This window comes from Mesorhizobium sp. P2_A12 (assembly GCF_056405075.1).
Window position 1 is genome coordinate 207,710 of the sequence record NZ_JBFUCU010000007.1, and the last position, 22,557, is coordinate 230,266.

Annotated in this window: 18 protein-coding genes and 1 other RNA gene; 17 read left to right on the plus strand and 2 right to left on the minus strand. The window is 63.8% G+C overall.

Translation table 11 applies throughout. The features are described from left to right. Window positions 1–21 precede the first annotated feature (21 nt). A complete protein-coding gene (locus AC1DZU_RS17870; RefSeq protein WP_477286852.1) occupies window positions 22–3,645 on the minus strand; it encodes a hydantoinase B/oxoprolinase family protein in 3,624 nt (1,207 codons plus the stop codon). A gap of 190 nt (window positions 3,646–3,835) precedes the next feature. Here AC1DZU_RS17870 and AC1DZU_RS17875 point away from each other — a divergent pair, with 190 nt between their 5' ends. From AC1DZU_RS17875 to rnpB, 5 genes are all read left to right on the plus strand, one after another. Beyond that, window positions 3,836–4,096: a hypothetical protein gene (locus tag AC1DZU_RS17875; RefSeq protein WP_109668284.1), complete on the plus strand. Its 261-nt coding sequence runs from the start codon at window positions 3,836–3,838 to the stop codon at window positions 4,094–4,096. Window positions 4,097–4,269: 173 nt separating this feature from the next. Then, on the plus strand, window positions 4,270–4,989 hold the full coding sequence (locus AC1DZU_RS17880; protein ID WP_477286854.1) for a TerB family tellurite resistance protein: 720 nt from the start codon (window positions 4,270–4,272) through the stop codon (window positions 4,987–4,989). Beyond that, window positions 4,986–5,741 (plus strand): N-acetylmuramoyl-L-alanine amidase, encoded by a 756-nt coding sequence (locus AC1DZU_RS17885; protein ID WP_477286856.1) that lies wholly within the window; start codon window positions 4,986–4,988, stop codon window positions 5,739–5,741. The genes AC1DZU_RS17880 and AC1DZU_RS17885 overlap by 4 nt, the downstream gene beginning before the upstream one ends. Before the next feature lie 210 nt (window positions 5,742–5,951). Beyond that, the gene (locus tag AC1DZU_RS17890) at window positions 5,952–6,632 is read left to right on the plus strand and encodes a lytic transglycosylase domain-containing protein (RefSeq protein WP_477286858.1); all 681 of its coding nucleotides are present in this window, start codon (window positions 5,952–5,954) and stop codon (window positions 6,630–6,632) included. Between the two features lie 80 nt (window positions 6,633–6,712). Continuing rightward, window positions 6,713–7,112: RNase P RNA component class A (gene rnpB / locus AC1DZU_RS17895), an RNA gene on the plus strand. Between the two features lie 209 nt (window positions 7,113–7,321). On the opposite strand, the gene AC1DZU_RS17900 is transcribed toward rnpB, so the two are convergent. Then, window positions 7,322–8,437 (minus strand): cystathionine gamma-lyase, encoded by a 1,116-nt coding sequence (locus tag AC1DZU_RS17900; protein ID WP_477286860.1) that lies wholly within the window; start codon window positions 8,435–8,437, stop codon window positions 7,322–7,324. 409 nt (window positions 8,438–8,846) lie between these two features. On the opposite strand from AC1DZU_RS17900, the gene mraZ reads away from it, so the two are divergent. From mraZ to murB, 12 genes are read left to right on the plus strand one after another with little or no spacing between them, the layout of a single operon-like run. Then, the gene (mraZ, locus tag AC1DZU_RS17905; RefSeq protein WP_477286862.1) at window positions 8,847–9,305 is read left to right on the plus strand and encodes a division/cell wall cluster transcriptional repressor MraZ; all 459 of its coding nucleotides are present in this window, start codon (window positions 8,847–8,849) and stop codon (window positions 9,303–9,305) included. Further along, on the plus strand, window positions 9,302–10,318 hold the full coding sequence (rsmH, locus tag AC1DZU_RS17910) for a 16S rRNA (cytosine(1402)-N(4))-methyltransferase RsmH (protein ID WP_477286864.1): 1,017 nt from the start codon (window positions 9,302–9,304) through the stop codon (window positions 10,316–10,318). The genes mraZ and rsmH overlap by 4 nt, the downstream gene beginning before the upstream one ends. 4 nt (window positions 10,319–10,322) lie before the next feature. Then, window positions 10,323–10,718, plus strand: coding sequence for a cell division protein FtsL (ftsL, locus tag AC1DZU_RS17915; protein ID WP_477286866.1), 396 nt, complete (start codon window positions 10,323–10,325; stop codon window positions 10,716–10,718). Then, window positions 10,715–12,424, plus strand: a complete 1,710-nt coding sequence (locus tag AC1DZU_RS17920; protein ID WP_477286868.1) for a peptidoglycan D,D-transpeptidase FtsI family protein — start codon at window positions 10,715–10,717, stop codon at window positions 12,422–12,424. The genes ftsL and AC1DZU_RS17920 overlap by 4 nt, the downstream gene beginning before the upstream one ends. A 54-nt stretch (window positions 12,425–12,478) precedes the next feature. Continuing rightward, window positions 12,479–13,927 (plus strand): UDP-N-acetylmuramoyl-L-alanyl-D-glutamate--2,6-diaminopimelate ligase, encoded by a 1,449-nt coding sequence (locus AC1DZU_RS17925; protein WP_477286870.1) that lies wholly within the window; start codon window positions 12,479–12,481, stop codon window positions 13,925–13,927. After that, a complete protein-coding gene (locus AC1DZU_RS17930) occupies window positions 13,924–15,354 on the plus strand; it encodes a UDP-N-acetylmuramoylalanyl-D-glutamyl-2,6-diaminopimelate--D-alanyl-D-alanine ligase (protein ID WP_477286872.1) in 1,431 nt (476 codons plus the stop codon). The genes AC1DZU_RS17925 and AC1DZU_RS17930 overlap by 4 nt, the downstream gene beginning before the upstream one ends. 18 nt (window positions 15,355–15,372) lie before the next feature. Then, the gene (mraY, locus tag AC1DZU_RS17935) at window positions 15,373–16,455 is read left to right on the plus strand and encodes a phospho-N-acetylmuramoyl-pentapeptide-transferase (protein ID WP_023765130.1); all 1,083 of its coding nucleotides are present in this window, start codon (window positions 15,373–15,375) and stop codon (window positions 16,453–16,455) included. 8 nt (window positions 16,456–16,463) lie between these two features. Next, a complete protein-coding gene (gene murD, locus AC1DZU_RS17940; protein WP_477286875.1) occupies window positions 16,464–17,864 on the plus strand; it encodes a UDP-N-acetylmuramoyl-L-alanine--D-glutamate ligase in 1,401 nt (466 codons plus the stop codon). Beyond that, entirely contained in the window at window positions 17,864–19,015 is a 1,152-nt protein-coding gene (gene ftsW, locus AC1DZU_RS17945; protein WP_095086935.1) for a putative lipid II flippase FtsW, read from the plus strand. Before murD ends, ftsW begins: the two co-directional genes overlap by 1 nt. Before the next feature lies 1 nt (window position 19,016). Continuing rightward, window positions 19,017–20,144 carry an undecaprenyldiphospho-muramoylpentapeptide beta-N-acetylglucosaminyltransferase gene (gene murG, locus AC1DZU_RS17950; protein ID WP_477286877.1) on the plus strand — a complete coding sequence of 376 codons (1,128 nt, stop codon included), beginning with the start codon at window positions 19,017–19,019 and terminating at the stop codon, window positions 20,142–20,144. After that, window positions 20,141–21,547: a UDP-N-acetylmuramate--L-alanine ligase gene (murC, locus tag AC1DZU_RS17955; RefSeq protein ID WP_477286879.1), complete on the plus strand. Its 1,407-nt coding sequence runs from the start codon at window positions 20,141–20,143 to the stop codon at window positions 21,545–21,547. The genes murG and murC overlap by 4 nt, the downstream gene beginning before the upstream one ends. Before the next feature lie 2 nt (window positions 21,548–21,549). After that, window positions 21,550–22,515, plus strand: a complete 966-nt coding sequence (gene murB, locus AC1DZU_RS17960) for a UDP-N-acetylmuramate dehydrogenase (protein WP_477287058.1) — start codon at window positions 21,550–21,552, stop codon at window positions 22,513–22,515. Window positions 22,516–22,557 lie beyond the last annotated feature (42 nt).

Below are 22,557 nucleotides of genomic sequence, written 5' to 3' on the forward strand. Positions count from 1 at the left end.
TGACAGCCTGTTGACGTAAGTTCAGGCCTTGCCAAACCCGCCCGGCGTCGGTGTCGTCAGGATGACGGCGTCACCCGCCTGAAGCACGGTCTGGTCGCAGGCTTTCAGCACGTCGATCGCACCGTCCTTCCGGCGAACCTTGGTCGAGCCGACTTCGCCGTCGCCGCCACCGTCCAATCCTTGCGGCGGGCGGTTGCGATGCGAGGACAGGATTGCGCATTCCATTTTCTCTAGGAAACGGATGGTGCGCTTGGTGCCGTCGCCGGCGCTCCATCTGCCCTTGCCGCCGGAACCTTCACGGATGTGGAAATCCTCGAGCAGCACGGGAAAGCGCAGTTCCAGCACTTCCGGGTCGGTGAGGCGGGAATTGGTCATGTGGGTGTGGACGCCGGAAGTGCCGGCAAAGCCGCGGCCGGAGTTCATTTGGCCGGCGGGTGACCCGGAACAGATCGTCTCGTAATACTGGTACTGCTTGTTGCCGAAGGTCAGGTTGTTCATGGTGCCCTGCGCATTGGCCATGGCGCCCATGGCGCCGAACAGCGCGTTGGTGACGTGCTGCGAGGTCTCGACATTGCCGGCGACGACGGCGGCAGGGTAGGCGGGTTTAAGCATGCAGCCGTCGGGAATGATGATGTTGATTGGCCGCAAACAGCCGGCATTCATCGGGATCATGTCCTCGACCATGACGCGGAAGGCATAGAGGACGGCCGCGCGGGCAACCGGCTCGGGCGCATTGAAATTGTTCTTCATGACCGGCGACGTGCCGGTGAAGTCGACAGTCGCCTCGCGCCTTTGTCGATCCACCGTGATCTTCACCTTGATGAGCTGGCCGGTATCGGTCGGATATTCATATTCGGAAGCGTCCGGCAGCCGCTCCAGCACGCGGCGCACGCTCTCGGCGGCGTTGTCCTGGACATGGCCCATATAGGCTTCGACGACATCGAGGCCGAAATGCGCGACCATCTTGCGGAGTTCGGCGACCCCTTTCTCGTTGGCAGCGATCTGCGCCTTGAGGTCGGCGATGTTCTGATGCGGGTTGCGGGCCGGCCACCGGTGGTCGGTGAGCAGCGTTTCCAGTTCCTTCTCGCGGAAGCGGCCGCAATCGACGATGCGGAAATTGTCGAACAGCACGCCTTCCTCGTCGACTGTGGTAGCGAGGGGGGTCATCGAACCGGGCGCCGTGCCGCCGATATCGGCGTGGTGGCCACGCGAGGCGGCCCAAAAAAGGATTTTCTGCTGAGCGTCGTCGAAAACCGGCGTCACCACGGTGATATCGGGCAGATGGGTGCCGCCATTGTAGGGGGCGTTGAGGGCAAAGACGTCGCCGGGGTGGATGTCGCCGGAATTCAATCGGATGATGGTTTCGACCGAACGATCCATGGACCCTAGATGCACAGGCATGTGCGGCGCATTGGCGACCAGCGCGCCGTTGCGGTCGAAGACGGCGCAGGAGAAATCCAGCCGCTCCTTGATGTTGACGGAATAGGCGGTGTTCTGCAGCGTCACGCCCATCTGCTCGGCGATCGACATGAACAGATTGTTGAAGACTTCCAGCATCACCGGATCGGCCTCGGTGCCGAGCGCTGCCTGCCGCTGCTTCTCCTCGACGCGGCGCAACAGCACATGGTTCTTGGCGGTGATCTCGGCCTGCCAGCCCGGCTCGACGACGATGGTCTGGTTCGGCTCGATGATCAGCGCAGGGCCGGCAATTCTATGCCCGGGCTTGAGCTCTTCGCGGCGAATGATGCCGGCGTCGCGCCAGATGCCGTCGGAAAAGATTTTTCGTACTTCCAAAGGACTTGCGGCGATGTCTTCGAGCGCGGAATCGCTTTCGTCGCGTCCCGTGCCACCGGTATCGGTCCCCTCGACGCCGACGGTCTCGACGATCATCGGCTTGTTGTCATAGACGAAACCGAACTGCGCCTTGTGGGCAATTTCGAAATCGCGCTTGGCCTTGAAAATCGAGTCTTCCTCGAAATTCACCGGCAGTGTCGTGTCGGTGCCGTCATATCGAATGTGAAGCACCGGCTTAGCGGCAACCATGTCTTCGGCGATGCCCTGCACTGCGAATTCGGCGAAGACGGCTTTTCTCAAGGTGGCGATCAGGTTGCCGATCTCGGTTCTGGACTCTTCCGCCAGCGGCTTCAGCAGCGCCTGCTGGCGCGAGGCAAAAACCGAGGACAGGCCAATGCCATAGGCCGACAGCAGGCCGGAAAAGGGATGAATCAGCACCGCTTCCATGCCGAGCGCGTCGGCAACCAGGCAAGCATGCTGGCCGCCGGCGCCACCGAAGCAATTGAGCAGATATTCGGTGACGTCGTAGCCGCGCTGGACAGAAATCTTCTTGATGGCATTGGCCATGTTTTCCACGGCGATGGTGACGAACCCTTCGGCGACAGCTTCCGGCGTGCGGCGATCGCCGATTTCGGCGGCCAGTGCGGTGAATTTTTCGCGCACCGTCTCGACGTCGAGCGGCTGGTCCTGGGCGGGACCGAAGATCCTCGGAAAGAAATCGGGCTGCAGTTTGCCCAGCATGACATTGGCGTCGGTGACGGCCAGCGGCCCGCCCCGGCGGTAGGCGGCCGGGCCGGGATTGGCGCCGGCGGAATCGGGGCCGGCGCGGAAACGGCCGGCCTCGTAGTGCAGGATCGAGCCGCCTCCGGCGGCGACGGTGTGGATGCGCATCATCGGCGCGCGGATCCGTACGCCGGCCACCTCGGTGTCGAAGGCACGCTCATATTCGCCGTCATAGTGGGCGACATCGGTGGAGGTGCCGCCCATGTCGAAACCGATGACCTTGCCGAAGCCGGCAAGCTTCGCCGTCTCGACCATGCCGACGACACCGCCCGCAGGCCCGGAGAGCAGCGCGTCCTTGCCCTGGAACATATCGGCGGCGGTCAGGCCGCCGGAGGACATCATGAACATGAGGTGGGGAGATTGGCTGGGCGCCGCGCCCAATTCCCCAGCCACCTTCTGCACATATCTCGACAGGATCGGAGACAGATAGGCGTCGACCACCGCAGTGTCGCCGCGGCCGACCAGCTTGATCAGCGGCGAGACCTCATGGCTGACGGAAACCTGGCCGAAGCCGAGCTTTCGGCAGACTTTTGCCACCGCCTTTTCGTGGTCGGGATATTTCCAGGCATGCATGAAGACGATGGCCACGGCGTCGATGCCATCGGCTTTTGCCTGCTCGATTGCCGGCCGGCAAGCGGCGATGTCGAGCAGCCGTTCGATGCTGCCGTCGGCGCGCACGCGCTCGTCGATCTCGATGACGCGCTCATAGAGCTGTTCTGGAAGGATGATCTCCTTGGCGAAGATGTCCGGCCGCGCCTGATAGGCGATCTTCAGCGCGTCGCGAAACCCCTTGGTGATGAGCAGCAGAACCCGGTCGCCCTTGCGCTCCAGAAGGGCGTTGGTGGCGACGGTGGTGCCCATCTTGATGTCGCCGATCAGGCCCGGCGGGATTGCGCCGCCGGAGGACAGGCCGAGAAGGTCGCGAATGCCCTGGATGGCGGCATCGGCATAGGCTTCGGGATTTTCGGAAAGAAGCTTGCGCGGATGCAGCCCGCCTTGCGGGTCGCGGCCGATGACGTCGGTGAAGGTACCGCCGCGATCGATCCAGAAATCCCACGTCGCGGTCATGGCAGCTCCCGGCAGTTTCAGTTCGATTGTTCAACACATCCTGTTAGTTCGCCGTTGTCTGGCCGGCAATCGCAAACGGGCCAGATGATGTTACATATGGAAACGCAACGTTACGAAACTCATGGCCATCTGATGCATTTCCCCTTCGACCGTTCACCGCAACGTGAACGTGTAGTGAAGGAGAGATGTTATGAAAAAGCTCATTCTTGCGTCCGTTTCCGCTTTGGCGTTGCTCGGCGTTGCTGCCTGCAGCGACAGCGGCACGGACAACACCACCACCCAGAGCACCAATCCGCCAGCCGCCGAGCAGCCGATGAAGCCGGCGACGCCGGAAGCCACGCCGCCGGCCGCAACGCCTCCGGCAACCGATAACTCGACCACCAAGAGCATCACACCCGAGAAGCCTGCCGAGCCGGCTCCGGCAACACCAGCTCCTGCGCCCGCGCAGTAGTCAGCAAAGCAGTACTCGTGTGATGATTGAGGAAGGCCGGCTGCGCGCTGGCCTTTCTCATATTGTCTGCGCCCCGTCACTACATCCCCTCGGCGTCTGGCCGATCGGTTGCGCCAAGGCTGCGGCACTGTCCCGGCTTGATAGCAAGAGGCCGTGGCCCTAAGAAGCAGGCCATGTCGATTTGGGATCGCCTTGGCGAGTTCATCACACGTGTTTCATCGTCAACCTCGTCGGGCGTCGCCGACGTCGTAGAGGCCGTGCGCACGGTTTTCTCCGGCGACGCTGACCTGCGCCGGCGTGTCGCCTTCTCGGTGGCGATGATCGCGCTGTCGGCCAAGATGGCCAAGGCCGATGGTATCGTGACCCAGGACGAGGTGCGCGCGTTCCAGGAAATATTCGAGGTACCGCCGAAGGAGACGCGCAATGTGGCGCGGCTGTTCGATCTCGCCCAGCGCGACGTCGCCGGTTTCGAAACCTATGCCGAGCGGATGGCGCAACTGTGCGGCTCGGGCCTTTCCAACTGCGTGATGCTTGAAGACATACTCGACGGTCTGTTCCACATCGCCAAGGCCGATGGGCTGGTGCATGAGCGCGAAGGCCACTTCCTGCATCGTATCGCCGAGATTTTCCGCATCGACGAGGCCCATTACGAGAGCATCATGGCGCGGCACGTCAATCTCGGCGCCGGTGATCCCTATGTTGTGCTCGGCATCGAACGCGGCAAGCCGTTCGAAGAGGTCAGGAAGCGTTATCGCAAGCTGGTCTCCGACAATCATCCGGACCGGCTGATCGCGCGCGGCCTGCCGCAGGAGTTCATCAAGATCGCAACGACCCGGGTGGCGGCGATCAACGCCGCCTATGAGATGATCGAGCGGGGCCTGCGGCACGCATGAGCGGCTTCCTGCCCGACGAGCCTAGCGCCGAGGTCAGGGTATCGCCGAATTTCGGTCCGCGGCGCGACACGCTCAGGCCCGACATGATCGTGCTGCATTACACTGGAATGGCGACCGGCACCGGCGCCGAAGCATGGCTGTGCGATCCGGCCAGCGAGGTCTCGTCGCACTATCTTGTGCATGAGGATGGCGACATCGTGCAGATGGTCAGGGAAAGCGATCGCGCCTGGCACGCCGGCAAGAGCTCGTGGTTCGGACGCGCCGACATCAATTCCTGTTCGATAGGCATCGAGATCGTCAATCCGGGACATTCGCTGGGCTATCCCGGTTTTCCCAGGCGGCAGATCGATGCGGTGATCGGCTTGTGCGCTGGGATCGCAGGTCGGCACTCGATTGCTGCCGAGCGAGTGCTGGCGCATTCCGACGTGGCGCCGGGGCGCAAGATCGATCCGGGCGAGAAGTTTCCATGGCGGACGCTGTTTGCGGCCGGCGTCGGCCATCTCGTGCCGGCCGCACCCGTCAGGCGAGGGGCCGTGCTCAAGACCGGAGACACCGGCGCCAATGTCGAGGCGTTGCAGTCGATGCTGGCGCTCTATGGCTATGGCGTCGAGATATCAGGCATTTTCGACCGGCAGACGGAGATTGTCGTCGAAGCGTTTCAGCGACATTTCCGGCCGCGCAAAGTGGATGGTGTTGCCGATGGCTCGACACAGCGGACGCTAGAAAGGCTGCTTGCTTCCGTAAGGTCTTGACCACGGGGGAAGCCGCTCTCAAAGTGCTCTTTCCAGTCCTTAAGTTACAAGCTGTCACTCAAAGTGACTTGCCTGGCCTTGTTTGGCACCAATTCGAGCTTCAAACGGCTGGCGTGCAAGTTGTCGGACCCCCAGCCCCCCGGATGTTCCGATATTGATTAAGCGTTGCTGCGTGAACACCTTCACGCGGTTCAGACAGAACAGGATCACATGCAGAAATTGACCGTTTTAACGGCAGCTGTTGCTGCCGGCGTAATGACTTTTGCCTTCGGTGTCGCGAATGCTAGCCCTCGGGCTGATCAAGGGCTCGTCGCGGTATCCGCAAAACCCAGCAAGGCAGGCCATGACGCCAAGGCCACGAAGCGGTCTTCCGTGAAAATGGAAAAGGCAAGTTTTGCCAAGCCGAAGAAATCCGCCAAAGGGCAGACGAAGCGCGGCCGCAAGACCTTGGACATGGCGACAACGGCGTCGATCGGCCTCAGGAACGCGGCTGCGTCGACGGCAGCAGTGGCCGGCGGCGGTCAGTATTCGGCGATCGTCGCGCGCTATGCCGCGAGCTACGGCGTACCGGTTTCGCTCGCTCATGCAGTCATCAGCATCGAGAGCAACTACCGGCCGAACATGGTCGGCAGCGCCGGCGAGATCGGCTTGATGCAGATCAAGCCGGCGACGGCACGGATGATGGGCTACAACGGTTCGGCCAAGGGGCTGTTCGATCCCGACACCAACATCAAATACGGCATGAAGTACCTCGCCATGGCGCAGGACCTCGGCGGCGGCTCCACCTGCGGCACGATCCTGAAATACAACGCCGGCCATGCCGCAACGCGGATGAACCCGGTGTCGGCCGCCTATTGCAGCAAGGTCAAGGTGCAGATGGCGGCGCTTTAGCCGACTGGTTGCGTGGAGCCGGCCGGAGCGGCCGGCTTTTTCGTTTGCGTTTTCGAGCGTGAACCCCTTTATACGCCTTGCCAGCTGGCCGGGCGGCCGCACCCGCAACAGCCGAAAGGCCGCGGGTGAGGAAAGTCCGGGCTCCATGGAGACACGGTGCCGGTTAATGGCCGGCGGGGGCGACCCCAGGGAAAGTGCCACAGAAAGCAAACCGCCACGATCTAATCGTGGCAAGGGTGAAAGGGTGGGGTAAGAGCCCACCGCGCGACTGGCAACAGGAGCGGCACGGTAAACCCCACCGGGAGCAAGACCGAATAGGGGCGGTGCGAGGGGAAACCCTCGAGGGCTGTTTCCGGCTCACCGTCCGGGTAGGTTGCGTGAGGCGTATGGCAACATGCGCCCAAGATGAATGGCCGCCACGTTCTCGCCTCGCAAGGGGCGAGGGCCATACAGAACCCGGCTTACAGGCCAGCTGGCAACTCTCTCCACGACATCGAAAAGAAGTCTTTTGAGATCAGCAGGTTGCGCCCTCGGGCGCGCCTGCTGATACAAGCCATTCGGCCATTTGACTTTGCAGCGGGAGCCGACCGATTGCTTGAGATTGGTGCGATCGACAGCGGGCCGGCATTGGATGGGCCGCCACTCATGGAACGATTGCGCGTCAAATATCTGAAACTGTAGTCAACTGGTCAGCCGCTGATCTTGTCCAGCGACGCTTCAATCGCCTTCCAGAGCTCTTCCACCGGCTCGCAGCCGACCGAGAGGCGAACGAAACCGGCGGCAACCGCATCGCCTCTCTTTGATCGGCGTTCGCCGGAGCTGTGGACGCCGCCGAAGGATGTTGCGGCCTGCATCAGTTCGCAGTTGTTGATGAAATCCTCGGCCTTGTCTTCAGAGGCGAGCTCGAAAGAGATGAGAAAGCCGAAGCGCTCCATCTGGGCGCGGGCAAGGTTGTGCGAGGGGTCGCTCTCCAGTCCGGGAAAACGCAGGCCGCTGATTGCCGGGTGGCCCTTCAGCCTTCGTGCGATCACTTCCGCCGAAGAGCACATGCGGTCGAAGCGCACATCCAGCGTTTCGAGGCCGCGATGCACCAGCCACGCTTCGAACGGCCCGGGAATGCTGCCGGAGATTTCGCGCCAGCCGGTCACGGCGGTGATGATATCGGCATTGCGGCTGGCGACATGGCCGAACAGCACGTCGGAATGGCCATTGGGCGCCTTGGTGTCGGCGGCAACGACGATATCGGCGCCATGGTCGAGCGGCCGCTGGCCGAAGGGCGTCATCGTCGTGTTGTCGACCGCAAGGAGCGCGCCGGCACTGTGAGAGGCTTTTGCAACGGCCGCGATATCGCAGATATCCAGTCCCGGATTGGCGGGGCTTTCGACAAACACAAGGCGGTAACCTTCGAAGCCGCCGTCGAGGAAGGTCGATGTCGGCCTCACATCATAGGTGACGCCAAAAGGCTTCAGGAAGCGATCGGCCAGGGCTCTTGTCGTGTGATAGCCGTCCGAAGGCAGCAGGATACGGTCGCCGGTCTTGAGCAGGCCGAAAAACAGCGAACAGATTGCGGCCATCCCTGACGGAAAGGCGACGCAGGGTGCACCTTCCAGATGCGCCAGCATATGTTCGACCGCATCCCAGGTCGGGTTGCTGAAGCGGCCGTACTCATCGAAACCGCTGGCGTCGCCGGGTGTGTGATAGATTGCGGCCATGGTCAGCGGCAGGGGGATCGGGTCGCCCTTGTTAAGCCCACTGTCGCGCAGATGGGGAAGTGCCGCAGCGCGTGCGTTCGCTGTTTCAGACATCGATTCTCAGACCCTCTTGGCGACCGACCGGATGCGGCGAGACGCTATGCCGGGCTTTGGCTCGCGGCAAGGCGCGTCCGGTTGGGCCAGGCGGCTCTAAACGGTTCGTTAGGCTTAATAGACGATAAAGACGAGACGTGCCGTCAAGGCTGCTCTCATTGGTCGCGGCGCGTGTGTTTGTGAAGCCATTCCCGTTGACGCCCATAGTGCCCCATGATATCCCATTTCGATACTCAAGCCTTCGTTCCGCGTCAGGGTAAAGCGTACGCCAATCGGGCAGCCGCGGCGGCTGCGCGTTTGCCGGTTTTTGTCCCTGTGGACGAGGCTGATACGGGGCAGGGAACGCGCCGGGGCGGCGCGTGCTACAAGATGGAGAGGGGTGCGGCGGCGCAAGCGGCTGTGACGTTTAATGGACCGGTTTCTGTCAAACACGGTGAGCAGGATCGATGCGAAGGGGCGGGTGTCCGTTCCGGCGCATTTTCGTGCCGTCGTGCAGAAGCGCGGCTATTCGGAACTCTATGCGCTGCGTTGCCTCGACCAGCCGGCGATGGATGTCGGCGGGCTCGACCTGCTCGACCGCTACGAGCAGCGCATCGCGCTCGAAGATCCCTTCCTGCAGACGGCGGACGACATGTCGTTCTTCTGCCATGGCGATGGCACCTTCCTGAAGCTCGACCAGGACGGCCGTATCACGATGAGCGATTTCATTCGCGAGCATACCGGCATTTCGGCGGAGGTGGCCTTTGTCGGGCGCGGCAATTTCTTTCAGATCTGGGAGCCGGGACGGCTAGCCGCCTATGGGGCGCAGGCACGGGCCCGGCTTTTGCAGCTTCGGCAGGGGACCAAGCCTGGGGAGCGACTGGAATGACGGTGGGCCACGGCGATGACCTTCACGCCGTTGGCGGATCGGCCCGCCACATTCCGGTCCTCCTTGGCGAAGTGCTCGAAGCGCTGGCGCCGGTGGGGGGCGACATCATCATCGACGGCACGTTCGGCGCCGGCGGCTACACCAAGGCCATTCTGGCGACGGGCGCTTCCGTCGTGGCGATCGACCGCGATCCGGATGCCATCGCCGCCGGGCGCGATCTCGAGGCGCAATCCGGCGGCCGATTGAGGTTGGTGCAGGCGCCATTCTCGACGCTGGACGAGCATGTCGAGAGCGCCGACGGCGTCGTGCTCGACATCGGCGTGTCGTCGATGCAACTCGACCAGGCCGAACGCGGGTTCTCGTTCCGCGCCGACGGGCCGCTCGACATGCGCATGGCGCAAGCGGGCCTGAGCGCCGCCGATGTCGTCAATTCCTTCAAGCCGGGTGATCTCGCCCGCATCTTCGGCTTCCTCGGCGAGGAGCGTCACGCCGGCCGTATTGCCCGCATGATCGAGGCTCGCCGCGAAAAGCGGCCATTCGAGCGCACGCTGGAACTGGCCGACGCCATCGAGACACATGTCGGCCGCGCACCAAAGGACAAGATCCATCCGGCCACGCGCGTCTTCCAGGCGTTGCGCATCTTCGTCAATGACGAGCTTGGCGAACTGGCGAAGGCCTTATTGGCCGCCGAACGCGCGCTGAAGCCGGGAGGGCGGCTCGCCGTGGTGACGTTCCATTCGCTGGAAGACCGCATCGTCAAGCGCTTCATCGCCGATCGCGCCGACGCTGTGACAGGCTCGCGCCATATGCCCGAGGCACAGGCGCGCACCGCCACCTTCCGCAAGGCGGGCGGCGGCGTGACTGCGGGCGACGCGGAGGTCGCGGCCAATCCGCGGGCCCGTTCGGCCCGGCTGCGCGCGGCTATCCGCACCGAGGCACCGGCCCGCAGCAGCGACTTTTCGATCTTCGGCCTTCCAAAACTTCCCGGCATCGACCGGCCGGGGGAGAGGTAAGCACGTGTTTCGTACCAGCGACATCGTCCTGATCGCCGTCATGGTTTCGGCGGCGGCCCTTACCTACAAGACCAAGCGCGAGGCCGAGGAACAATTGGCAGCGGTGCAGAAGATCCATGAGCAGATCCGCTATGAGGAGGACACGATCGACCTGCTCAAGGCCGACTGGAGCCTGCTCACCCAGCCGTCGCGGCTGCAGAAGCTGGCCGACCTCTACAAGTCGCAGCTCGAACTCCAGCCGGTCAGCGCCCGCCAGATCGTCGGCATCGGCGACCTGCCGGCCAAAGCCCTGGACATTCAGGACATCCTCAAAGGACGCGAGGGCGGCATGGCCGACAATTCCGACAAGGCGCCCCTAGACGGCAAGGATCCCGTTGTGACCGGAGGCATCGCCCAATGATCGGCAAACTGCTGAAGCGCAGCACAAAGGCCGGCGAAGGCGGATCGATCGTGGTCGAGGGCGCCCGCAAGGCGACCGGCGGCAAGGGCAGGACGCGCATCGTGATGACGATGGCGGTGTTCTTCGGCATCTTCGCGACCATTTCCGGGCGGTTGGTCTATCTCGGCTTCCAGACCCCCGACATGTCGGGCGGCCCGCAGAGCCGGGTAACCGCGTCGCGGCCCGACATTGTCGATCGCAACGGCGAAGTGCTGGCGACGGACATCAAGACGGCCTCGCTGTTTGCCGAACCGCGGCGCATCGTCGATGCCGACGAGGCGATCGAGAAGCTGTCGACGGTGCTGCCCGAGATCGACTACGAGCAGACCTACCACAAGCTTAAAAGCGGCGCCGGCTTCGTCTGGCTGCAGCGGCAGCTGACGCCCAAGCAGCAGTCCGACATCATGCAGCTCGGCATTCCCGGCTTCGGCTTCCGCACCGAGAAGCGCCGCTTCTATCCGAGCGGCGAGACCTCGTCCTATGTTGTCGGGCTCACCAACATCGACAACCAGGGCATCTCCGGCATGGAGAAATATGTCGACGAGCAGGGCTTGAGCGATTTGCAGGCATCGGGCCTGGCGGTCGCCAAGGATCTGAGGCCGGTGAGGCTTTCGATCGATCTGCGTGTCCAGCATGTGGTGCGCGACGAGATCGCCGCCGGCCTGGAGCGTTATCGCGCCATGGGCGCTGGCGCCGTTGTGCTCAACGTCAAGACCGGCGAAGTGGTGGCGATGGCCTCGGTGCCGGATTTCGATCCGAACAATCCCTACAATGCACAGGAGAAGGACCGGCTGAATCGGATGTCGGCGGGGCTCTATGAGATGGGCTCGACTTTCAAGAGCTTCACCTCGGCCATGGCGCTCGATTCCGGCAAGGCGACGATGGCGAGCCGCTTCGACGCTTCGCATCCAATCCGGGTCGGCCATCAGGCGATTCACGATTTCCACGGCAAGAACCGTGTGCTGTCATTGCCGGAGGTGTTCCTCTATTCGTCCAACATCGGGTCGGCCAGGGAGGCCGAGATGGTCGGCATCGAGGGGCACCGCGAATTCCTGCATCGCCTTGGAATTTTGGACAAGATGCAGACCGAACTGCCGGAAGTCGCTCGGCCGACTGAACCGAAAGTCTGGAAACAGGTCAATTCGTTCACCATCGCTTTCGGCCATGGCGTGTCGACGACGCCACTGCAAGCGGCTGTCGGCTGTGCGGCGCTGATGAATGGCGGCTTCCTGATGAACCCTACCTTCCTGGTCCGCACACAGGCAGAAGCGATGGCGATAGCCAAGAAAGTGGTCAGCGAAAAAACGGTCGATGGCATGCGCTATCTCTATACGCTCAACGCCGAGAAGGGCTCGGCCAGAAACGCCAGAGTCCCCGGCTACCGCGTTGGCGGCAAGACTGGAACGGCCGAGAAGGTCATCAATGGCCGCTACTCGAAGGAATTGAATTTCAATACCTTCGTCGCCGCCTTTCCGATGGACGATCCGCAATACCTCGTGTTCACGATTGCCGACGCCCCCCACCCGGAAAAGCCCGGCATGACGGACGTCGCGGCCGCGAATGCAGGGGTTATCGCCGGCAATATCATCAAGCGATCTGCGGCCATGCTTGGCGTGAAGCCAGATTTCAGCCATGAAAATGGTGCAACGCTGGTTTCCTATCAGTGATTCTTAGGGCGCGCCGGCAACTGCGCGCTATTTTGTTGTGGTGAACGGGACTCGATGAAGCTCAGAGATCTAGCCGGTATCCTGCCAGTCGAAGGAACAGCTTCCGCCGATCTGGAGGTTACCGGGATTTCGTCGGATTCCCGCCAGGTAAAGCCCGGCGTCGTCTTCTTCGCGCTCGCCGGTACCAAGGCGGATGGCGCGACCTATGCCGCCGACGCCGCCCAGCGTGGTGCAGCTGCAGTCGTCGCAGGCAGCGCCATCGCCGGGTTGCCTGCTCCAGTGCTGGCGGTCGATGATCCGCGACTGGCGCTGGCGCTGAGTGCGGCCCGCTATTTCGGTAAGCAGCCTGAGACCATGGTCGCGGTGACCGGCACCAGCGGCAAGACATCGGTCGCCGCCTTCACCAGGCAGATCTGGGAGCAGGCCGGCTATGCCGCGGCTTCGATCGGCACTACCGGCGTGGTGGCGCCGGGTCGCAACGAGTATGGCTCTCTGACGACACCGGATCCGGTCGCCTTGCACCAGCTGCTCAAGGAATTGGCGGATGCCGGCGTCACCCACGCCTCGATGGAAGCCTCCAGCCACGGGCTCGACCAGCGCCGCCTCGACGGCGTCAGGCTGGCGGCGGGAGGCTTCACCAATCTCGGCCGCGACCATATGGACTATCATCCGACGGTCGAGGACTACCACCGCGCCAAATTGCGCCTGTTCGACACGTTGCTGCCGAAAGGCGCGCCGGCCGTCATTTTCGCCGACGATCCGTGGTCGGCGCCGACGATCCAGGCGGCGCAGGCTGCCGGGCTCGACGTGCTGACGGTTGGCCGCCATGGCGATTTCCTCAAGCTGAAGCGAGTCGAGCACGAGCGCCATCGCCAGCGCGCCGAGGTCGAGGCCGGCGGCGTGCTCTACGAGGTCGACCTGCCGCTCGCCGGCGATTTCCAGATATCGAACGCGCTGGTTTCGGCGGGGCTTGCCATTTCCACTGGAACACCTGTCGCCAAGGCCTTGATGGCATTGGAGAAACTGAAGGGCGCGCCGGGCCGTCTCGACCTTGTCGGCACCACCACCAACGGCGCGCCGGTCTATGTCGACTACGCTCACAAGCCCGATGCGCTGGAAAACGTGCTGGCCTCGGTGCGCCCGTTCACCACCGGTCGCGTCATCGTCGTGTTCGGCTGCGGCGGCGACCGCGACCGCGGCAAGCGGCCGATCATGGGCGAGATCGCGACGCGGCTGGCCGATGTCGTCATCGTCACCGACGACAATCCGCGCTCGGAAGTGCCGGAAACGATCCGCGCCGCTATTCTTGCCGCCGCGCCAGACGCCATCGAAATCGGTGACCGGCGCCAGGCGATCCACGAGGCGGTAGCCATGCTGCATGCCGGCGACACGCTGATCGTGGCCGGCAAGGGCCACGAGGAAGGCCAGACGATCGGCACTGAAACGCTGCATTTCTCAGATCATGAGGAAGTCCGCGCGGCGCTGCGGGAGCGTGCCGCATGAGCTTGCTGTGGACCTCCGAGGCGCTGGTTGCCGGCATGGACGGGCGGCCGCTCGGGCCGATGCCGGAAGGCATATCCGGTATTTCGATCGACAGCCGCAGCCTGCAACCGGGCGACGCCTTCTTCGCCATCAAGGGCGAGGTGATGGACGGCCATGACTTCGCCACCGCCGCCATCAAGGCTGGCGCCGGCGTGCTGGTGGTGGCGGAAGGCAAGCTGCCGTCGCTCGGCCGGCTGACGGCGCCGATCATCGTTGTCGAAGATGTACTGGCCGCGCTTGAGAAGCTTGGTGTCGCGGCGCGCGCCCGCTCCGCGGCCAAGATCATCGCGGTGACCGGTTCGGCCGGCAAGACCACCACCAAGGAAGCGCTGCGCCACGTGCTGTCGGCCGTCGGCAAGGTGCATGCCTCGGCGCAGTCGTTCAACAACCATTGGGGCGTGCCGCTGACGCTGGCGCGCATGCCGGTCGATTGCGACTATGCCGTGTTCGAAATCGGCATGAACCATCCCGACGAAATTCGGCCGCTGGTCAAGATGGTGAGGCCGCATGTCGCCATCGTCACCATGATCGCGGCGGCGCATCTTGGCTTCTTCCGCAATCTCGATGAGATCGCCAGAGCCAAGGCCGAGATATTCGAAGGCCTGGAGCCTGACGGCGCAGCCGTCCTCAATCGCGACGATGGGCGCTGGAAGCTTCTGGACAAGATGGCGCATGCCGCCGGAGTCGAGCACGTGTACGGCTTCGGCGAGAATGCGCGCTCGACCTTCAAGCTAGTCAAATGCGAACTCCACGCCGACCATACCGACATCACCGCCAGGATCGGCGGCCACGAAGTGACGGCCCGGGTCGGTGCGCCCGGCCGCCACATGGTGCAGAACGTGCTGGCGGTGCTGGGTGCGGCGCATCTGGTCGGCGCCGATCTCGACAGAGCGGCGCTGGCGCTGGCCGATCTTACGGCCGAGCGCGGGCGCGGCAAGCGCCATGTGCTGCGCCACCCCGGCGGGCCGATCACGCTGATCGACGAGAGTTACAATGCCAACCCGGCGTCGATGGGCGCTGCCATGGCGCTGCTCAACGCGACGCCGGTGACAGGAGAGGGCCGCCGCATCGCCGTGCTCGGCGACATGCTGGAACTCGGCGACCATTCGGCCAAGCTGCATGCCGCCCTTGCCGATCTCATCGTCGGCTCAGGGACGCAGACAGTCTTTCTCGGCGGGCCGGAAATGCGGGCGCTGGCCGAGAGGCTGCCAGGCGAAATCAAGACGGAATACCGCGCCGGCGCCGAGGAACTGAAGCCGGTGCTGCTTGCCGCGCTGAAGCCGGGCGACGTGGTGATGATCAAATCGTCGAAGGGCATCGGTTTTGCAAAACTGGTCGATGCGCTGCTGGGCAAGTTCCCGGCTCAAACGACAAGCAAACAGACCTAGGTCGGGGACGATAAGCGCATGTTCACACTGCTCGTCGATTTTGCGGACAAGATCTCGGTCTTCAATGTCTTCCGCTACATCACCTTCCGCACCGGCGGGGCGCTGATCACGTCGGCACTCATCGTCTTCATCTTCGGACCGACCATCATCAATTCGCTGCGGTTGCGGCAAGGCAAGGGCCAGCCGATCCGCGCCGACGGGCCGCAGACGCATTTCAAGAAGGCCGGTACCCCGACCATGGGCGGGCTGATGATCCTGTCGGGCATCATCGGGTCGTCGCTGCTGTGGGCGAACCTGTCGAGCATCTATGTCTGGGTGGTGCTGCTGGTGACGCTGGGCTTCGGCTCGATCGGCTTCTACGACGACTATCTGAAGGTGACCAAGCAGTCGCATCTCGGCTTTTCCGGCAAGGCACGGCTGGCGCTTGAATTCGTCATTGCCGGCATCGCCGCCTGGGTGATCATGCATAACGGCCAGGCGCCGTTCTCGTCGTCGCTGACATTCCCCTTCGCCAAGGAATTCATCATCAATCTCGGCTGGTTCTTCATCCCGTTCTCCTGCTTCGTTATCGTCGGCGCCGGCAATGCGGTGAACCTGACCGACGGCCTCGACGGGCTGGCGATCGTGCCGATCATGATCGCGGCGGCGTCCTTCGGCGTCATCGCCTATCTCTCCGGCAACGCCGTGTTCGCAGAATATCTGCAGATCCATTTCGTGCCCGGCACCGGCGAACTGGCGGTCGTGCTCGGCGCGGTCATCGGCGCCGGCCTTGGCTTCCTCTGGTTCAATGCGCCGCCGGCGGCGATCTTCATGGGCGACACTGGCTCGCTGGCCATGGGCGGCCTGATCGGCACGGTTGCCGTCGCCACCAAGCATGAGATCGTGCTGGTCATCGTCGGCGGGTTGTTCGTCGTAGAGATCCTGTCGGTCATCATCCAGGTCGGCTACTTCAAGATGACCGGCAAGCGGGTGTTCCTGATGGCGCCGATCCACCATCATTTCGAAAAGCTCGGCTGGACCGAAAGCCAGGTGGTGATCCGCTTCTGGATCATCGCCGTCATCCTGGCGCTGGTCGGCCTGTCCACCCTGAAGCTGAGATAGGAGGCCGCTTGATCCCCGCCGCATCCTTCGCAAGCAAGCATGTTTCGCTCTTCGGACTCGGTGGCTCGGGGATCGCGACGGCGCGCGCGCTGATCGCCGGCGGGGCGGATGTGTTGGCCTGGGACGACAACCCTGAAAGCGTTGCCAAGGCGGCGGCAGACGGCATCGCAACCAGCGATTTGCGCGGCGCCGACTGGGCAAAGTTCTCCGCTTTCGTGCTGTCGCCCGGCGTGCCGCTAACGCATCCCAAGCCGCATTGGACGGTCGAGCTGGCGCGTGGTGCCGGCGTCGAGATCATTGGCGACATCGAGCTTTTCTGCCGTGAGCGGATGCTCGCCGCGCCGGCAGCGCCGTTCATCGCCATCACCGGCACCAACGGCAAGTCGACGACGACCGCATTGACCGCGCATATCCTCAAAGCGGCGGGACGCGACACCCAGATGGGCGGCAATATCGGCCGCGCGGTGATGACGCTCGATCCGCCCGAGCCCAATCGGCATTATGTCGTCGAATGCTCGTCGTACCAGATCGATCTCGCGCCCTCGATCAACCCGACGGCCGGCATCCTGCTCAATTTGACGCCGGACCATCTCGATCGGCACGGCACCATGCAGCACTACGCCTCGATCAAGGAACGGCTGGTGGCCGGCAGCGAGACTGCGATCATCGGCATCGACGATTCCTGGTGCGCTCAGATAGCCGAGCGGCTGGAGCGGGCAGGGCGGCATGTCATCCGCATTTCCAAGCGGCTGCCGCTGACCGACGGCTATTTCGCCGACGGCGGCAACCTGATGGAGGCGGTGAACGGCCGCTATAGCCGCGTCGCTTTCCTCGAAGGCATCGGCTCGCTGCGCGGCCAGCACAATGCGCAAAACGCGTTGGCGGCGGTCGCGGCTTGCCTCAAGGTCGGGCTGGACCTTGGCGAAATCCAATCCGGACTGGAAAGTTTTCCCGGCCTTGCTCACCGTATGGAGCAGGTCGGCCGCAAGGATCACGTGCTGTTCGTCAACGATTCCAAGGCGACCAATGCCGACGCGGCGGCACCGGCTTTGTCGAGCTTTCCGCGCATCTACTGGATCGCCGGCGGCCTGCCCAAGGAGGGCGGCATCGAGCCGTTGCGCGGCTTCTTCCCGCGCATCGCCAAGGCCTATCTGATCGGCGAGGCGGCGCCCGCCTTTTCGGCGACACTGGGCGAGGCCGTTCCCTACGAAATATCGGGTACGCTGGCCGCTGCGGTCGAACATGCCGCGCATGATGCGGCTCAAGACGATACGAGCGAAGTGGTGGTGCTGTTGTCGCCGGCCTGCGCCAGTTTCGACCAGTTCAAGAATTTCGAAGTCCGCGGCGAAGCCTTCAGGCAAGCTGCGAATGCTATCGAGGGTGTGAAACCCATCGGAGGGGCACGATAATGCAGAGCCGTCTCGATAAAAGTCCGGTTGCGACCTGGTGGTGGACGATCGATCGCTGGTTCCTGGCGGCGTTCCTGTCGCTGATGGGGCTCGGCATCGTGCTGTCCTTCGCCGCCAGCCCGGCGGTGGCCGAACGCATCGGCCTCGACAGCTTCCATTTTGCCACAAGGCAGATCATCTTCACCGTGCCGGCGCTTGGCGTGATGCTGGCGGTGTCCTTCCTTGAATCCAGGCAGATCCGGCGCATGGCGCTGATCATGTTGTGCCTGATGCTGGTGCTGATGGTGGCGGTGCTCTACATCGGCGTCGAAGTGAAGGGTGCGCGCCGCTGGGTGTCGCTAGCCGGCCTGTCGATCCAGCCGTCGGAATTCCTCAAGCCCGCCTTCGTCATCATGTGCGCCTGGCTGTTTGCCGAGCACAAGCGCCAGCCCGACATCCCGGGCAATCTGTTTGCCATGCTGCTGCTGGCGCTGGTCGTCTCGCTGCTGGTGGCGCAGCCGGATCTCGGCCAGACGATGCTGGTGACCGGCACCTGGGGTGTGATGTTCTTCATGGCCGGGCTGCCATGGCTGTGGATCATCGCGCTTGGTGGTGCGGGCGTCGGCGGCGTATTTGCCGCCTATTCGGTGTTTCCGCACGTCGCCTTGCGCATCGACAAGTTCCTCACCGGCGAAGGCGACACGTTCCAGGTCGACATGGGCCGCGAGGCGCTGATCAATGGCGGCTGGTTCGGCGTCGGGCCGGGCGAGGGCACCGTCAAACGGGTCATCCCCGACAGCCATGCCGACTTCGTCTTTTCGGTCGCCGGCGAGGAATTCGGGTTGATCATGTGCTTCTTCATCATGTCGATCTTCGCCTTCATCGTGCTGCGCGGCCTCAACACGGCCCTGAAGGAGCATGACGACTTCACCCGCTATGCGGTCGGCGGCCTCGTCACCGTGTTCGGCCTGCAGGCCGTCATCAACATGTGCGTCAACCTGCAGCTGGTGCCGGCCAAGGGCATGACGCTGCCTTTCATCTCCTATGGCGGCTCCTCGCAGATCGCCATCGCCATCTCGATGGGCATGGTGCTGGCGCTGACGCGCAAGCGGCCTGAAAAGCGCAAGCAAATGGGCTTTGCCCTGCCGCAACGCGCCTTGCCGGCGGAGTGATATGGCGAGAGGCGTCATCCTTCTCGCGGCAGGTGGAACCGGCGGGCATCTGTTTCCGGCCGAGGCGCTGGCGCATGAGCTGAACGAGCGCGGCTGGACGGTGCATCTGGCCACCGACGACCGCGCCGAGCGGTTCGCGGCCCATTTCCCCGCGGCCGCCATCCATCCGATCCAGTCGGCGACAATGGGCTCGAAGAATCCCATCGCCCTGCTTGGTGCCTTCTGGAAAATCTGGCGCGGCGTGCGCCAGGCCTCCGCTGTCATCGCCAGGATCAAGCCGGATGCGGTCGTCGGCTTCGGCGGTTATCCGACCTTGCCGCCGCTCTATGCGGCGACGCGGCGCAAAGTGCCGACGCTGATCCATGAGCAGAACGCGGTGATGGGGCGCGCCAACCGGGCTCTGGCCGGGCGTGTCGACGCCATCGCCGGCGGCTTCCTGCCACAGGACGCCAGTGCGGCCGGCGCCAAGACGGTGACGACAGGCAATCCGGTCCGGCCTCCCGTGCTGGAAGCGGCCAAGACGCCTTATGCGGCATCGACCGGGGAGCAGCCGTTCAGGCTGTTGGTGTTCGGCGGCAGCCAGGGCGCCCAGTTCTTCTCGGACGCGGTGCCCGCGGCGATCGCGCTGCTTTCCGACGCCCAACGCAACCGGTTGGTGATCACGCAGCAGGCGCGCGCCGACGACGTGGCGCGGGTGAAGGCGGCCTATGCCGCACTTGGCGTCGCCGTCGAAGTCTCGCCCTTCTTCACCGATATGGCGCAACGCATGGCGACGGCGCATCTGGTGATCTCGCGCTCCGGCGCCTCGACCGTCTCGGAGATCGCCGTCATTGGCCGGCCGGCGCTGCTGGTGCCTTATCCCTACGCGCTCGACCACGACCAGGCTGCGAACGCGGCGGCCCTTGCCGCCGCCGGCGGTGGCGAAGTGCACTCGCAGTCCTCGCTTTCGCCCGAGCGCATCGCGGCCCTCATCGGCGGGCTGATGGACAGCCCCGAGCGGCTGGCGGCCATGGCGGCGGGAGCGAAATCGGCCGGCCGGCCCGACGCGGCACGGTTGCTCGCCGATCTTACAGAGGCTATTGCGTCCCAAAAAACCGTTTCAGACTTCAGGAAGGGGACGCACGCATGAAGATGCCGCAGACCATCGGCCTTGTGCATTTCATCGGTATTGGCGGCATCGGCATGAGCGGCATCGCCGAAGTGCTGCACAATCTCGGCTACAAGGTGCAGGGGTCCGACCAGGCCGACAGCGCCAATGTGCAGCGACTGCGCGACAAGGGCATCGAATGCTTCGTCGGCCACAAGGCCGAAAATCTCGGCGATGCCGAGGTTGTCGTCGTCTCGACGGCGATCAAGAAAACCAACCCCGAACTGAAGGCAGCGCGCGAAAAGCTGCTGCCGATCGTGCGCCGTGCCGAGATGCTTGCCGAGCTGATGCGCTTTCGCCAGGCGGTTGCGATCGGCGGCACGCATGGCAAGACGACGACGACTTCGATGGTGGCGACCTTGCTCGAAGCCGGCGGGCTCGATCCGACCGTCATCAATGGCGGCATCATCAATGCCTATGGCACCAATGCGCGCATGGGCGATGGCGAATGGATGGTGGTCGAAGCCGATGAGAGCGACGGCACCTTCCTCAAGCTGCCGGCCGAGATTGCCGTCGTCACCAACATCGATCCCGAGCATCTCGACCACTATGGCAGTTTCGACAAGGTGCGCGAGGCGTTCCGCCAGTTCGTCGAGAACGTGCCGTTCTACGGCTTCGGCGTGATGTGCACCGATCACCCGGAGGTGCAGGCGCTGGTCGGCCGCATCGAGGATCGCCGCGTCATCACCTATGGCGAGAATGCGCAGGCCGACGTGCGCTTCACCAACCACCGCATGGCGGGTGCCATATCTGAGTTCGACGTGGTGATCCGCAACCGCAAGAGCGGTGGCCAGACGACGATCGCCGGCTTGCGCCTGCCGATGCCCGGTCGCCACAACGTCTCCAACGCGACGGCCGCGATCGCTGTCGCGCATGAGCTTGGCCTGTCCGCCGAGGCGATCAAGAAGGGCCTGTCGTCCTTCGCCGGCGTCAAACGCCGCTTCACCCATACCGGTTCGTGGAACGGCGTCGATGTGTTCGACGACTACGGCCATCATCCGGTCGAGATCTCGGCTGTGCTGAAGGCGGCGCGCAGCGCCACCAAGGGCCGCGTCATCGCCATTGCCCAGCCGCACCGCTTCACCCGGCTGCACGATCTGTTCAACGAGTTTTCCACTTGTTTCAACGACGCCGACACGGTGATGGTGGCGCCGGTCTACGCGGCCGGCGAAGAACCGATCGAAGGCGTGACATCCGATGCGCTGGTGTCGCGCATCCGCGCGGGCGGCCATCGCGACGCGCGCTACATCGAGGGTCCGGCAGCAATCGCGCCGATCATCCGTGATCTGGCCAAGCCCGGTGACTTCGTCGTCTTCCTCGGCGCTGGCAACATCACCCAATGGGCCTATGCGCTGCCCAAGGAGCTTGGCGGGACAGTCTCATGATCATGATGCATGGCCAGGCCCTGATCGACAGACTTGGCGACCGGCTTGCCGGCCTGCGTGGCCGCCTGACGCCGAATGCCGAGATGGACAAGATCACCTGGTTCCGCGCCGGGGGGCTGGCCGAAGTGCTGTTCCAGCCGGCCGACGAGGAGGACCTGGCCGCGTTCCTCAAAGCCGTTCCCGAAGAGGTCCCGCTGACCATCGTCGGCGTCGGCTCGAACCTTCTGGTCCGGGACGGCGGCATTGCGGGTTTTGTCATCCGGCTTTCGGCCAAGGGATTTGGTGAGGCCGAAACTGTTTCGCCGACCACGATCAAGGCGGGCGCGGCGACGCCCGACAAGCGCGTTGCCGCCGTGGCGCTCGAAGCCGGCATTGGCGGCTTCCATTTCTATCACGGCATTCCCGGCGCCGTCGGCGGCGCGCTGCGGATGAACGCCGGCGCCAACGGCGTCGAGACGCGCGAACGCGTCGTCGAGGTGCGTGCGCTGGACCGTCGGGGCAATGTGCAAACGCTGAGCAATGCCGACATGGGCTACGCCTACCGCCATTCGGTGGCACCTTCCGGGCTGATCTTCACCTCGGCTTTGTTCGAGGGGTTTGCCGAGGACAAGACAGCGATCAAGGCAGCGATGGACGCGGTCCAGAACCACCGCGAGACCGTGCAGCCGATCCGCGAGAAGACCGGCGGCTCGACCTTCAAGAATCCCGAAGGCACGTCAGCCTGGAAAGAGATCGACAAGGCGGGCTGCCGCGGCCTGATGATCGGCGGTGCTCAGATGTCGCCTATGCATTGCAACTTCATGATCAACACGGGAACCGCAACCGGCTACGACCTTGAATATCTCGGTGAGACGGTGCGCACGCGGGTGCTGGAAAATGCGGGCATCCGGCTGCAATGGGAAATCAAGCGCATCGGCAATTTCCGGCCGGGGCATGCGGTGCAGGAGTTTCTTGGGCAACTCCTGTAGCGGGTGTTGAAGTTCACGTGATGCATGAACTTCAACGGGGCC